15 protein-coding genes are annotated in these 14331 nt (G+C 32.5%); all 15 read left to right on the top strand.

Annotated features, from left to right (window positions below; translation table 11 throughout):
• Positions 1-103: 103 nt before the first annotated feature.
• The 15 genes from IGB25_RS07170 (at position 104) to IGB25_RS07100 (ending at position 14305) form a co-directional block, all read left to right on the top strand.
• Positions 104-496: a hypothetical protein gene (locus IGB25_RS07170; RefSeq protein ID WP_211066790.1), complete on the top strand. Its 393-nt coding sequence runs from the start codon at positions 104-106 to the stop codon at positions 494-496.
• Between the two features lie 37 nt (positions 497-533).
• On the top strand, positions 534-4859 hold the full coding sequence (locus tag IGB25_RS07165) for a CusA/CzcA family heavy metal efflux RND transporter (RefSeq protein WP_211066789.1): 4326 nt from the start codon (positions 534-536) through the stop codon (positions 4857-4859).
• 4 nt (positions 4860-4863) lie between these two features.
• Positions 4864-6003 carry an efflux RND transporter periplasmic adaptor subunit gene (locus IGB25_RS07160; protein WP_211066788.1) on the top strand — a complete coding sequence of 380 codons (1140 nt, stop codon included), beginning with the start codon at positions 4864-4866 and terminating at the stop codon, positions 6001-6003.
• Between the two features lie 184 nt (positions 6004-6187).
• The gene (locus tag IGB25_RS07155; protein ID WP_211066787.1) at positions 6188-6415 is read left to right on the top strand and encodes an addiction module protein; all 228 of its coding nucleotides are present in this window, start codon (positions 6188-6190) and stop codon (positions 6413-6415) included.
• A complete protein-coding gene (locus tag IGB25_RS07150; protein WP_211066786.1) occupies positions 6396-6701 on the top strand; it encodes a type II toxin-antitoxin system RelE/ParE family toxin in 306 nt (101 codons plus the stop codon). The genes IGB25_RS07155 and IGB25_RS07150 overlap by 20 nt, the downstream gene beginning before the upstream one ends.
• Positions 6702-6801: 100 nt before the next feature.
• A complete protein-coding gene (locus tag IGB25_RS07145) occupies positions 6802-7482 on the top strand; it encodes a response regulator transcription factor (protein WP_211066785.1) in 681 nt (226 codons plus the stop codon).
• The gene (locus tag IGB25_RS07140; RefSeq protein ID WP_211066784.1) at positions 7479-8855 is read left to right on the top strand and encodes an ATP-binding protein; all 1377 of its coding nucleotides are present in this window, start codon (positions 7479-7481) and stop codon (positions 8853-8855) included. Before IGB25_RS07145 ends, IGB25_RS07140 begins: the two co-directional genes overlap by 4 nt.
• 73 nt (positions 8856-8928) lie before the next feature.
• Complete coding sequence (locus tag IGB25_RS07135) at positions 8929-9357, top strand: thioredoxin family protein (protein WP_211066783.1); 429 nt, start codon at positions 8929-8931, stop codon at positions 9355-9357.
• On the top strand, positions 9347-10333 hold the full coding sequence (locus IGB25_RS07130; protein ID WP_211066782.1) for an FAD:protein FMN transferase: 987 nt from the start codon (positions 9347-9349) through the stop codon (positions 10331-10333). The genes IGB25_RS07135 and IGB25_RS07130 overlap by 11 nt, the downstream gene beginning before the upstream one ends.
• On the top strand, positions 10330-10542 hold the full coding sequence (locus IGB25_RS07125) for a DUF4266 domain-containing protein (RefSeq protein ID WP_211066781.1): 213 nt from the start codon (positions 10330-10332) through the stop codon (positions 10540-10542). The genes IGB25_RS07130 and IGB25_RS07125 overlap by 4 nt, the downstream gene beginning before the upstream one ends.
• 17 nt (positions 10543-10559) lie before the next feature.
• Positions 10560-11852: a DUF3570 domain-containing protein gene (locus IGB25_RS07120; RefSeq protein WP_211066780.1), complete on the top strand. Its 1293-nt coding sequence runs from the start codon at positions 10560-10562 to the stop codon at positions 11850-11852.
• A gap of 13 nt (positions 11853-11865) precedes the next feature.
• Entirely contained in the window at positions 11866-12813 is a 948-nt protein-coding gene (locus IGB25_RS07115) for an NAD(P)-dependent oxidoreductase (RefSeq protein WP_211066779.1), read from the top strand.
• Positions 12814-12817: 4 nt separating this feature from the next.
• Complete coding sequence (locus tag IGB25_RS07110; RefSeq protein WP_211066778.1) at positions 12818-13540, top strand: glycosyltransferase family 2 protein; 723 nt, start codon at positions 12818-12820, stop codon at positions 13538-13540.
• The gene (locus IGB25_RS07105; protein WP_211066777.1) at positions 13540-14163 is read left to right on the top strand and encodes a lipid-A-disaccharide synthase N-terminal domain-containing protein; all 624 of its coding nucleotides are present in this window, start codon (positions 13540-13542) and stop codon (positions 14161-14163) included. The genes IGB25_RS07110 and IGB25_RS07105 overlap by 1 nt, the downstream gene beginning before the upstream one ends.
• A complete protein-coding gene (locus IGB25_RS07100) occupies positions 14150-14305 on the top strand; it encodes a hypothetical protein (protein ID WP_211066776.1) in 156 nt (51 codons plus the stop codon). Before IGB25_RS07105 ends, IGB25_RS07100 begins: the two co-directional genes overlap by 14 nt.
• Positions 14306-14331: the final 26 nt, after the last annotated feature.

Here is a 14331-nt window from a genome sequence, read left to right as displayed (position 1 = left end):
GAAAATTTTAAAGCCAAAAGTCGTTTATCTATACCCATTACAAATATTTCTGACTTAAGCCAATCTTAAGTTTATGCTTTGTATCTTGTTGTATATTTGCATTATGCAAAACATAGCTGTTTACATATTATCTTTTTTTATAGGTATTCAGACTATTGGAATCAATCCAGATAGTTTATCAAAATTTGATGACTTTTGGTCGCATTACCAAACTCATCAGCAAGAGTTTGATGATGATTTATTGACTTTTTTAGATTTGCACTACGGCAGTGGTAAAGCTCAACATCAAAATACACATGATGGTCACGAAAATTTACCTTTTGGTGATATTCATTCTGCACAGGTTTTAATTGTATTTGTGAATTTCAGCGAGATCAAAGTTGAACCTTTGGAGTTTGAAACGCAGAAACATTCAAATTTTAATTATCAAGACGATTATATTTCTACACATTTAGGTGAAGCCTTTCAACCACCTAAATATTTTGATAGGAGTTAATTTCATTTTTTCTTTTTATCAATCAAAATATTAATTTATGTTATCTAAACTTATTGAATTTAGTTTAAAATCTAAATTTTTCATTTTACTTTTAATTGTTGGCATATGTGGCTTTGGCATTTATAGTCTTAACAACATTAGTATTGGTGCTGTCCCCGATATCACTAATAATCAGGTTCAAGTCATCACAACTTCTCGTAATCTTTCAACGGCAGATGTCGAGCAATTTATCACTTATCCTGTTGAAATAGAAATGTCGAATTTACCTGGAGTTAAGGAAATTCGTTCAGTTTCAAAATTTGGTTTATCTGTTGTTACTATCATTTTTGAAGACAAACTCGGCACATATTTACCACGCCAACTCATAGCTGAAAAAATAAAAGCCGCTGAGGAGAAAATTCCCGCACAATTTGGCAAACCTTTTATGGGACCAATTTCAACGGGTTTAGGCGAAATTTATCAATATACTATAGAAGTTGAAGATGAATTTAAAGACAATTATACCGCTACGGAACTTCGTAGCATCCAAGACTGGATTGTAAAAAGACAAATGGCTGGTATTCCTGGTGTGGTTGAAATCAATACTTGGGGTGGATTTTTAAAAGAATATGAAGTGGCTTTTTCTACGGATAAATTGCAAGCCCTAAATGTCAGTATTTCTAGTATTTTTAAGGCTTTAGAGCAAAACAATAGTGTTGCTGGCGGAAGCTATATTGAAAAAAATGACCAAGCCTATTTTATAAGAGGTGAAGGTTTGCTGAAATCTTTAGATGACATTAAAAATATTGTGGTTGAAAATAGAGATGGTCAACCTATTTATATAGAAGATATCGCAGAAGTAAATTATGGTCACGCACCAAGATTTGGTGCTATAACTGGCAACGGCGAAGGCGAAAAAGTGCTAGGTCAAGTGATGATGCTTAAAGGTGCTGATTCAAACAAAACCATTCAAAGCGTTAAAAAACGTATCGAAGAAATTCAAAGCTCACTTCCAGAAGGCATATACATCAATGGATTTTTAGATCGAAGTGAACTCATTGCCAGAACCACAACAACTATATTTGAAAATCTTTCACTTGGATTTTTAGTCGTTATGTTTATTGTGATTTTACTCATTGGCGACTGGCGTTCAGGTTTGATAATTGCTTCTGTGGTTCCTTTGAGTTTTTTGACGGCCATTAGTTTGATGTACATTTTTAATATTGATGCCAACTTGATGAGCCTTGGAGCTTTAGACTTTGGAATCATCATTGACGGTGCAGTGATTATTGTAGAATTTGTCGCTTTTAAAATGCTAGAACGGTCAAAAGAATTTAGTTTTACTGAAACTGACAAAATCAAAGAATTAAAAGATAAAATCACTTTTAGCGGTGCTTCCAAAATGATGAATTCTGCCATTTTTGGACAGTTGATTATTTTGATTGTATTTATTCCTATTCTGGCCTTGACCGGTGTAGAAGGTAAAATGTTTAGACCTATGGCAATGACGTTTTGCTTTGCACTTATCGGTGCTATTATTATGTGTTTTACTTGGATTCCAGTGGCTTGTTCTTGGTTTTTGAAACCGTCAAAACTGCAACACAAAAACTTTTCTGCACGTTTGATCAATACGATTAAAAGACTGTATCTTCCTAGTATAAGATGGGCATTACATCACAGAGGTTTTATATTGATTTCATCAGTTTTATTGCTTGCTTTTGCTGTTTTTACATTCACCAAAATGGGTGGTGAGTTTGTGCCAACTTTAGATGAAGGAGATTTTGTGATTCAACCGATTTTAAAAACAGGTAAATCTTTAGAAAGCACAGTCAAACGCACCACAAGGATTGAGCAAATACTCCTTGATGAAGTTCCTGAAGTTAGCCAAATCGTCTCTCGTATTGGTCTTGCTGAAGTGCCAACTGACCCGATGTCGATGCAAGATTCAGATGTCATTGTTCGGCTTAAACCCAAAAGTGAGTGGACTTCTGTTGAAACTAAGGAAGAACTTGCAGAGCTCATTAAAGAGAAACTGAGTATCATCCCTAATATGGAGTTGGAATTTACTCAACCTATAGAAATGCGTTTTAATGAACTCATCACAGGCGTGCGTTCAGATATTGCCATTAAAATATTTGGTGAGGATTTACAGATATTGGCTCAAAAAGGCAACGAAGTCAAAAGTTTGGTTGAAAATGTTGAAGGCGTTGGCGATATCTCTGTTGAAAAAATTGTCGGTTTACCACAAATGGCTGTCAAATATAATCGCCAAAAAATTGCCCGTTATGGGTTAAATATTCAAGACATTAATGATGTGATTACTGCAGGATTTTCAGGTTTAAAATCAGGTGTTGTTTTTGAAGGTGAAAGACGTTTTGACTTAGTGGTTAGGCTTAAAAAAGAAAGCAGAAATGAGCTGTCAGATTTAAAAAATTTAATGATTGATACACCAAACAATGGTAAGATTCCTTTAAATGAAGTTGCAGATATAGCTTATGATAAAGGTCCTGCAAAAATTTCAAGAGATCAAACTCGACGCCGTATTGTGGTAGGAATTAACGTGAGAAATCGAGATTTGCAGTCTGTTGTAGAAGACTGTCAGGCTATTATCAACAAAGATTTAGAACTACCAACCGGCTATAATATAACTTACGGTGGTCAGTTTGAAAATTTACAAAGTGCATTAAAACGTCTCAAAATCGTTGTGCCTATTGCTTTAGCTTTGATTTTTATCTTGCTATATTTTGCTCTTGAAACATTAAAAGATACACTCTTGATTTTTACAGCCATTCCATTTTCTGCAGTTGGTGGTGTTTTTTTACTTTGGTTAAGAGATATGCCGTTTAGTATTTCAGCAGGTGTTGGTTTTATTGCTTTGTTTGGTATTGCAGTGCTCAATGGAATTATTTTAGTAGAATATTTTAAAGAGCTCAAAAAAGAAGGTAAAGGTCTAACTAAAAACAATATCATCCTAGCCACTCAAGATAGATTGCGTGCTGTATTATTAACAGCAAGTGCAACAGCACTCGGCTTTTTGCCAATGGCAATTTCAACAGGTGCCGGTGCAGAAGTTCAACGCCCTTTAGCCACAGTGGTAATAGGCGGTCTTATCACTTCTACATTACTGACATTAATCATTTTACCCGTATTCTATTCCAGTATAGAAAATAAAAAATTTAATATGAAATCTTTCAAACTAAAACCCAGTATTTGGTTGATTATTATTGGCTTAGGTTTTACATTTAATTCTCAAGCACAAAGTATTGATAGTTTAAAAACCTTAATGCTCAACAATAACAAAGGCTTAAAAGCTTCAAAATTAAATATAGAAAGTCAAAAAGCGACTCAAGGTCAGGCGTTTCAATTTAGCAAACTAGAGCTGTTTAATAATTATGACGAAGCTGATTTAGACCCCATAGCCAATCAATCTTTATACCAATGGGGTGGCGTTCAAAATTTTGAATTTCCTACAGTTTATGGCAAACGCTTAAAACGCAATAAAACTCAAACCAAAATCAGTGAATTAAGTTATGATTTAAAAACTCGAACTCAATTCAAAAATTTAGAATTGACCTATCAAAATCATATTATTTTGCAACAAAAACTTCAAATTTATACATATTTAGACAGTATTTATACTGATTTTTATAGAATGGCTAAACGAAGATTTGAAGAAGGCGAATCAACTTATTTAGAAAAAATAACCGCACAATCTAAACAAAGTCAAATTCAAAATCAGTTAACAATACTTTATAACCAATTGCAAAATAATCAAATTCAACTGCAAAATTTAGTGCAAACAGACCGTGAAATCAGTGTTGAGAATGCAAAACTTAAGCGTTTAGATATCGATTTTATCAATATAGAAAATCAACCTGATCTTAATTTAAGTCAAGCCCAAGTTGAACTGGCTAAAAATGAATGGAAATTGGCAAAAAACAAATTACTACCCGATTTTTATGCGGGTTATTTCATCAAAAACAATTCTGCTATTGATAAAAATTATGATGGTTATCAATTGGGTATAAAAATCCCCTTATTGTTTTTTGGCGATAAAGCTAAAATCAAATCTAAAAATATTCAAAAACAAGTCGCTCAATATAATTTTGAGCAAACCAGGTTAAATCTTGAAAGCAAACAAAATCAACTTTTACAAACCTTGACCACGCAATCAGAAAATTTGAACCGCTTTGAAACCACCCAACTTCAAGTGGCTGAAGAAATACTAAAAACCACTGAAAGTAGCTACAAAAATGGCGAAATCGATTTTTTTCAATATGTGCAAAGTGTTGATAATGCTATGCAAATCAAACTGAATTATATGGATGTATTATCCAATTACAACACAACTGTTATTCAACTCAATTATTTACTTTTAAACTAATATCATGAAAAATCTAAATATTTATATTCTTAGTCTTTTATCACTCATGTTATTTGCGTGTAACAATTCAACTGAAAACGAAATACCAAGTGAAGATAAACAAGTCAAAACAAACGATAATGAAATTGTTTTGACCAAAGCCCAGTTTAAATCTGGTAATTTTAAAATTGAAAAAGCAGATTCTGCAGTGTTTGCTGAGCGTTTTAAAGCCACAGGAATGATAGATGTGCCACCAGAAAATAGGGCAGAAGTGAGTTCTTTTTTTAGCGGATTTGTCAGCGAAACGCATCTTTTAATCGGTGATGAAGTTAAAAAAGGCGATTTACTCATTCAATTAACCAATCCAGATTTTATTCAGCTACAACAAAATTTTGTTGAAAACTACAATCAACTCAATTATTTGGAATCCGAATTTGAACGAAAACAAAACTTGTTTAATGACAATGTCGTGTCAGAAAAGGTTTTTCAAAAAGCCAAAAGCGATTATATGAGCCTATCTGCAAAAGTCAAAGGACAACGCCGCACCTTAGAATTGATGAATGTTAGCATCAATCAGGTTTTAGATGGAAATTTTTCAGAACAAATCAATATTTACGCCCCGATTTCAGGTAAGATTTCAAAAGTTAATGTCTCAAAAGGAATGCATATTCAACCATCAACAATGATGATGGAAATTTTGGATACCGAACATATTCACTTAGAATTAAATGTATTTGAAAAAGATATTATGAAAGTAAATGTTGGCGATACTTTAGAATTTAAAATCCCTGAAGTATCTGATCAAACTTTTAAGGCTTATGTGCATTTGGTCGGTGCTGAAATTAACGATAATCGCACTGTTCGCGTGCATGCACATCCTGTTGATGAGTCTCACAACTTTTCGGTCGGTATGTTTGTGGAAGCTTATTTTAAAAATAATCCACAAGTTCACTTGAGTTTGCCTGCTTCAGCCTTTGTAGAAACTGAAAACACTTTAAAAGTTTTGCGTCTAAAAGAAGATACCCAAGACGCTTTCATCTTTGAATTTATTGAAGTCCAAAACTCAGCTGAACAAAGAAATAGACGAGCTTTGCAAAGCGAATTTACGATTAAAAACACTGACCGATTTCTAACCCAAGGCGTTTTTGATTTGGTTGAAAAATAAAGTCAACTGGAAAAATTTATATTTAAAAATGCAAGAGTCAAATATTCAAAACCAAATAGCTTAAGGTCAAGTAGAAATTGTCAATTTTCTCAAACAAAATCTTGAATATGAATTTAATAATTTTAATATTACCAAAATTGAGATTAATATTTTAAATCCGTATATTTGAACTAAATGAATTGTCATGGAAATTACAGTTAATATAAAGGAGCAGAGTAAAATAACTACATTTCTTAATTTAATCAAAGAGATTGATTATATCGAGATAGTTAATGTAAAAGAAGAATTGCATGAGCTACCAGCAGAACATAGAGATTTACTTGATAAAAGATTGCAAAAAATTGAAAACGGAGAAACGACTTTTAAAAATTGGGATTTGATTAAAAAGAAGTATGAAAACAAAGCCGTTTAGTCTTCAATTATCAGATGAAGCAGAATTGGACTTAGATAAATCATACGAATTTTATTATGAGAATAATCCCAAAGTTGCTGATACTTTCTTTCAAAGAATAAAACTTGGTTTTGAGAATATTAAAGAAAACCCCGTTACTTTTCCTATAGCTCATAAAGATGTAAGAAAATATGTCATTAAAAAATTTCCATTTGTGATTTATTATCGAATTATTAATACTTCTATACAAGTGATTGCGATATTTCATACGAGTAGAAATCCTGAAATATGGAACGAGCGAAAATAAAATATGACTGCACAATAAGAACTATTAGTAATGCTTTTTAAGATACGTTTTTTTGATTTGGTTGAAAAATAAATGTCAATAAAAATCTGTATATTTCAAAATGCAAAATTCAAGCTTTAAAATCCTTATTGCTGAAGATCAACAAGAAATTGTAAATTTTTTAAAACAAGGTCTTCAGGAAGAAGAATATCAAGTTTTAGTAGCCAAAGATGGAAAACAAGCTTTAGAAATGGCTTTAAAAAACAGTGTTGATTTGATTTTGTTAGATTGGTTGATGCCAAAATTAAACGGCATTGAAGTTTGCAAAACCCTTAGAGCAAAACAGTTTAAAGCTCCAATTATTTTTTTAACAGCAAAAGACACCATTGAAGACACCATAGATGGCTTAAAAAGTGGTGCAAACGATTATGTCAAAAAACCGTTTAACTTTGAAGAACTTCTCGCCCGCATAGAAACCCATTTGCGTATTTTTTATAACATAGATGATATTTTAGAATTAGGTCATATCAAAATGAACGTGAGTAAACACCAAGTGTTTTGTGATGAAAATAAAATTAACTTAACCGAAAAAGAGTATAATTTTTTAAAATATTTAATGCAAAATAAAGGCAAAGTTTGTGAACGCAATGCTATTTTGGAGCATGTTTGGGACATTAATTTTGATTATGATTCTGGTGTTTTAGACGTGTTTATGAATGCGATAAGAAAAAAACTAAACCTCAAAAAAAATGAGTTGATTAAAACTGTCAGAGGTGTTGGATTTATGGCTGATGCATCATGAAAATATCTATTAAAAATCGCATCGCTTTTTATTCTGTCATAGGTATAGCCAGTATATCATTGGTGGTTTTTGTCGTGATTTATTTAAGTGTAAAAAAACAAAGTTTATTACAAATTGACCAAAAGTTAGAATTTGAAGCTCAAAAACATATTTATGAAATTAAAGTAAAGCCAGACAGTATTTATTTTGCTTACAAAGAAGAATGGTTAGAACGCGAGCACGTTGAAGTAGAAGTTTATCCATTGTTTGTTGAATTAGTAGATAAAAATGGTCAATCTATAGACAAGTCAACAAACTTACACAGTCAACATTTAGAGTTTGATTTGTCTCAAAATGAAATCTTTATCACAAATAAAGTATTAAACAATAATACTATAAGGCAAATTCAAATTCCATTACAACATTCTGGCCAAGTTGCTGGTTATATTGGCATTGCCACGTCTTTTGGAGATACCGAATTGGTTTTAGACGCTCTACAGGATATGTTGATGATCATTTATCCTATTTTACTCATCATTACTTTTTTTACCTCTAAACTTATTTCAAACATTACCATAAAACCGATTACAAAAATAGCCAATCGGGTAAGTGAAATTCATACAGGAAATCTTGACAAACGTGTAAGTGTGGTAGAAAATGGAGATGAGTTGCAAACTCTTTCAGTAGCTATTAACGATTTTCTTGACCGCATTGATGAAGGCTTAAAACGCGAAAAACAATTTACTGCAGATGCGTCTCATCAATTAAGAACGCCACTGTCTGTTATGAAAGGTAATTTAGAAATTTTATTGCGAAAACCACGAACAGAATTAGAATACAGACGAGAAGTGCAAAAAGCCATACATAAAATTGACGAAATGACCGATGCCGTTGAAAAATTGCTAATTCTCGCACGAATCAATAAATTAAATAGACATTTAGATTTTGAAAACATTAATTTGTATTTACTCTTAGAACAATTGTTTACAGATTATAAACGCCCTATTGTTTCAAAAAATTTGGTTTTAGACCTTGATAAAAACCTTAAAAATAAAACGGTTTATCTTAAAAAAAGCTTCTTGAGTTTAATTTTTGATAATTTGATTTCCAACGCCGTAAAATACGCAGATGTCAAATCTCAAATCAGTGTGTTTTCAAAAGATGTTTCTGATGGGTTTTTTGTATTTATTCAAAATTATGGTCCTGAAATTTCAAAAGAAGATTTAGAAGAAATCTTTATTCCATTTTACAGAAACAAAAATCACGAAATTTCAGAAATAGGCTATGGCTTAGGTTTAGCTATTGTTAAGAAAGCGACAGAAGCCCTTGATATACCTATAGATGTGATTTCTGAAAATGGAATAACAAGGTTTAGTTTATATTTTAAAACTTAAGATTAGCTTAAGATTTATGTTGTAGATATTAAGATTAAAAAAAAAATGCGTTATTTATAAAAACATTCATAAAATGAAACTTGTTTTCCAACTTTCTGTTTTATTCATTAGCTTGACCTTGAGTGCCCAAGATTGGCAATCAAATCTTGATAAGTCCAAGCAATTAGCTCAAGATGAAAATAAACAAATATTATTAGTTTTTTCTGGCTCAGACTGGTGTGCACCTTGCATAAAGCTTGAAAAGAAAATCTGGACTTCAGAAGTATTTCAAAATTATGCTAAGGACAACTTAGTTTTGTTGAAAGCAGATTTTCCGCGTTTTAAAAAAAATCAACTTCCAAAAGACCAACAAGAGCACAACAAATGGTTAGCTGAACATTACAACCCGAAAGGATATTTTCCTCTTGTTGTATTGATGGATGCTAATGGCAAGGTGCTCAATCAACTTGGTTATGAAAATGTTGATCCTCAAGCATATATAAAAGCCATAAATGCATACTAAATTTACAATTTTGTTTATTTGTGTTTTGAGTTTTATAAACCTTAAAGCACAAGAAATTCACAAACGATCTCTGGGTTTGATGGGTAGCAATTTTGATATTACGGTTGTAGCCCAAAACAAAACTATAGCTCAAGCTTATATTGATACGGCCGTCAGTGAAATTTATCGCATAGAAAAACTTATCTCGTCGTGGAAACCTGAATCACAAACTTCAGCAATCAATAGAAATGCCGGCATCAAACCCGTAAAAGTTGACAAAGAATTGTTTGATCTGATCAAACGTTCAAAAGCCATATCACAACTCACCGATGGTGCTTTTGATATTAGTTTTCTTGCTGTTGAACATTTATTTTCATTTGATGGAAGAGAAACCACTTTGCCAAAAAAAGAAGTCATAACGGCTTCCGTTAGAAATATTGGTTACCAAAATATTATTCTCGATGAAAAACAACAAACGGTATTTCTAAAACAAAAAGGTATGCGTATCGGTTTTGGTGCCATTGGCAAAGGTTATCTTGCAGACAAAACCAAAGCCTTGTTGATGTCAAAAGGTGTTAAAGCTGGAATTATCAATGCTTCTGGTGATATGAATACTTGGGGAACTCAACCCGATGGTTCGGCTTGGAAGGTTGCTATTACCAACCCAATGGATAAAACTAAAAACTTCGGATTGTTTGATTTGAATCGTCAGGCTGTTGTTACTTCGGGTAATTATGAAAAGTTTTTTACAGTTGATGGTCAGCGTTATGCACATATTATTGACCCAAGAACAGGTATGCCTACCAAAGGTATTATCAGTGCAACGGTTTTTGCTCCAAAAGCTGAATTGGCTGATGCTCTGGCTACTTCAATGTTTGTTATGGGCGAAGAAGTTGGTATTAATCTCATCAACCAACTTCCAGATGTAGAAGCTATAATAGTTAAAGATGATGGAACATTGGTGCTTTCAAATAAAATAAAAATTAATTCAAAATGATAAAGAAAATCAGTTTAATCTCAATTGTTTTTTTGTCGCTTACATCTTGTGTAGCAGTAAAAGAATACGAAAAAGTCAAAATCAATGATCCTGATATGCAACTTTCACAAAGTGATGCTGCCAAGATGAAATCAGCTTTTCAATCATACAGAGAAGCTTCAGCAGGTGCCAATGGTGGCAAAACAGGTGGTGGTTGTGGATGTAATTAATACAATAAAAAATAAATATGAAATATCAAATTTTGTTAGTGGGGCTTTTGATGCTCGGGATTTCTATGAAGTCTATTGCACAAGACAATACTGAATACAAAAAACGAGTTTTAGACCAAACAGAAATCAAAGTCTTATCTAGCTATTATTCACAAGATGGCGACAATCTTGCAGTAACAGGTGGTCGTGGCACAGAAGAACTCACAGATTTTGCACCAACCATAAACGTAGCAATTCCACTCAACGACGATGATGTGTTAACCATAGATGCTTCGGTTTCTGCTTATACTTCAGCTTCTTCAAGCAATATTGATCCTTTTGATGGCGATGGACGAGCAGATCCTTTTGTTGAATCTACAGGAGAATCTCAAAAAGATAATTGGGTCGCTTTATCGGCTAATTACAGCCATTCTTCAGACGATAGAAATACCATTTGGAATGCAAATATTTCGTTTGCCAATGAATATGACTATACTTCGATAGGCTTTGGCGGTAGCTACTCACGCTTGTTTAATGAAAAAAACACCGAAATTCAATTGCGTGGTAATGTCTTTATAGATTTTTTGAGTCCAATTTACCCCATAGAATTTAGAGATGGATTTAATATCAATAGATTTGATTTTGTTGGTGAAACAAATTTTGCACCAAATTTTACTCAATTTGATAACGAAAACAGAAATACATTTAATTTAGGTTTAAACATTTCTCAAATTTTATCAAAAAGCATTCAAACCGTATTTATTTCTGATTTTATATTACAAGATGGCTTGCTATCAACGCCTCATCATAGGGTGATGTTTGCAGATATAGAAGATAGCGTTGCTGAAGATTTTACTCTCGGCAATGATGTTGAGAAATTACCAGACTCAAGATTCAAAATTGCCTTGGCCAATAGAACAAGTTTTTATATCTCAGAAAATTTTATATTGAGAAGTTACTACAGGTTTTATACCGATGATTGGGGTATAAATTCTCATACCATTGAATTTGAGTTGCCCATAAAATTGGGTTTAAAATACACTTTATATCCATCTTATCGTTTTTATACGCAAACTTCTGCAGATTATTTTAACGCATTTAATCAAGCACTTTCGACAGATGAATATTACACTTCAGATTATGATTTATCAGAATACGACGCTCATCAATATGGTTTGGGTTTCAAATATTATGATCCTTTAACTAAATTTAGGGTTGGCAGTTTTGGTTTGAAAAGCATCAATATAGAATTTAATCAATATTCACGAACATCTCAAAATTTTGATGCGTTTTTTACTTCTATTGGTTTAAGCTTTTCAGCATTAAAATAACTAACTTTGCAATATGAAAGTATTAATTACAGGTGCGACTGGCTTTATCGGCTCTCATATGGCAGAACTTTTGGCTTCAAAAGATTTTCATGTTTATGGGCTTGACAATTTGTCAACCTATTACGATGTTGACTTAAAGCAAAAAAACATCAATGCAATTACTGATGCTGGTGTAAAATTTATAAACGCTGATTTACGTTTTCCTGAGCAGTATCAAAATTTAAGCAACGATTTTGATTTTATCATCCATTTTGCGGCTCAACCTGGTATTTCAAAAGACTCTACATTTCAAAGTTATCTTGAAAATAATGTATTAGCAACTCATCATCTTATCCAATTTGTTAAACATCAAAAACAGCTCAAACACTTTTTTAATATCAGCACGTCTTCTGTTTATGGCAAATACGCTACGGTTTCAGAAAATGTAGCACCTCAGCCTATATCGACCTATGGAATAACTAAACTCATGACTGAGCAAATGGTTTTGTCTGAAAGTCGTCAACAACATTTTAAAGCCTCATCGCTTAGATTATATTCCGTTTATAGCCTGAGAGAAAGACCCGATAAATTGTTTACAAAGCTGATTAGCTGTGCATTGAACGACACTAAATTTCCTCTTTATGAAGGCAGTCTTAAGCACCTCAGAAGTTATACTTATGTTGGCGATATCGTCAAAGGGATTTACAATGCCATAAAAGTTTATAATGCTTTAGATGGTGAAATAATCAATTTAGGTCATTATGAAAAACACAGCACTCAAGAAGGCGTATTGAATGTTGAAAAGATTTTAAAAAAACATATCCAAATTCAAAATCTGCCACCAAGGTCTGGAGATCAGCAAGAAACACAAGCCATTATAGACAAAGCAAAACTTTTATTAAATTACCAACCTAAAACTTCTTTTGAAGAAGGCATAAGAAAGCAGATAGAATGGTTTAAATCTCAGTATAACATAAAATAATAGTTTGAGCAACAATACACAACTCACCATAATTGTCCCTATTTTCAATGAAGAAGAAAATATAGAACGCTTAAAAGAATCGCTTTCTCATTATTTTCAAAAAGCTTCAGTTCCTGTTAAGGCTTTGTTTGTCGATGATGGCTCAACTGACGGTAGTTTAGACAAGATAAAGTCGATATGTGAAAATTCTCATTGTTTTGATTATATCAGTTTTACTCAAAATCAAGGTTTGAGTGCGGCTATTAAGGCAGGTTTTGACCATGTTGATTCTTCATTAACAGGCTATATAGACGCCGATTTGCAAACCGATCCTGACGATTTTGAATTGCTCTTAGAACATATTGGAGACTACGATTTGGTTACTGGCAATCGCAATCACGGCAGAAAAGATAGCTTTACTAAAAATATGAGTTCAAAAATTGCCAATGGCATAAGGCGAACATTCACTCACGATGGTATGGAAGACACAGGTTGTCCTCTGAAAATTATCAAAACTGAATATGCCAAAAGAATCCCAATGTTTAAAGGTTTACATCGTTTTTTGCCAGCTATGATTATGCTTCAAAACGGCAAGGTCAAACAAGTAGATATTCAAAACTATCCTAGATTAGCAGGTCAATCTAAATTTGGTTTATGGAATCGCTTACTCGGTCCGCTTTTAGATTGTTTTGTATATCTGTGGATGAAAAAAAAATACATCAACTACGAAATTGAAGAAAAATCATAATGCAAGACTGGGTGATATATAGTGTTGGTTTTTTGGCACAACTTTTATTTTCGAGTCGCACTTTTTACCAGTGGATAGCTTCTGAAAGACAGAAACAAGTTGTTGCCCCAAGATTTTTTTGGCAGATGAGTCTTTTAGCGTCTATTTTGTTATTTGTGTATGGCTATTTAAGGCACGATTTTGCCATTATGCTCGGTCAGTCTTTAACCTATTTTATATATATTAGAAATATTCAGCTTGAAGGTCAATGGCATAAATTTCCAAAAGTAAGTCGGATTTTTTTATGGATTTTCCCAATGTTAATCATTGTATATTATTACAACAACAACACTATGGATATTCAAAATTTATTTGATACCGAAAATATTCCTATTTATTTATTAGTCTTAGGGATTGTAGCTCAACTCTTGTTTACTTTTCGGTTTATTTATCAATGGATTTATTCTGAAAAACAAAAAATCTCAAGTCTGCCCAAGGGTTTTTGGGTAATTAGTTTGTTGGGTTCTATTTTGATTTTAACTTATGGAATATTAAGGCAAGATCCTGTTTTAGTTGTTGGTCATAGTTTTGGAATCGTGATATATATTAGAAATTTAAAATTATTGAAACTTGAAAATCGTTGATAAGTATCCTATTTTACTTTTGATTCTGATAAGTTTAGGCTTATTTGCCTTTAATCTTGCTGAACTTCAAGTCTCGATTATGGAAGCTCGCAATTTTAATGTGGCTCGAGATATGATTACTGAAAATAATTGGTTTCTATAAGTTGATCCATATTTGGCTTAGTTCCG

The organism is Flavobacterium sp. CS20 (assembly GCF_018080005.1).
GTDB lineage: Bacteria > Bacteroidota > Bacteroidia > Flavobacteriales > Flavobacteriaceae > Psychroflexus.
The sequence above is the reverse complement of the archived record's forward strand: the minus strand, read 5'-3'. Positions and strand labels throughout refer to the sequence as shown.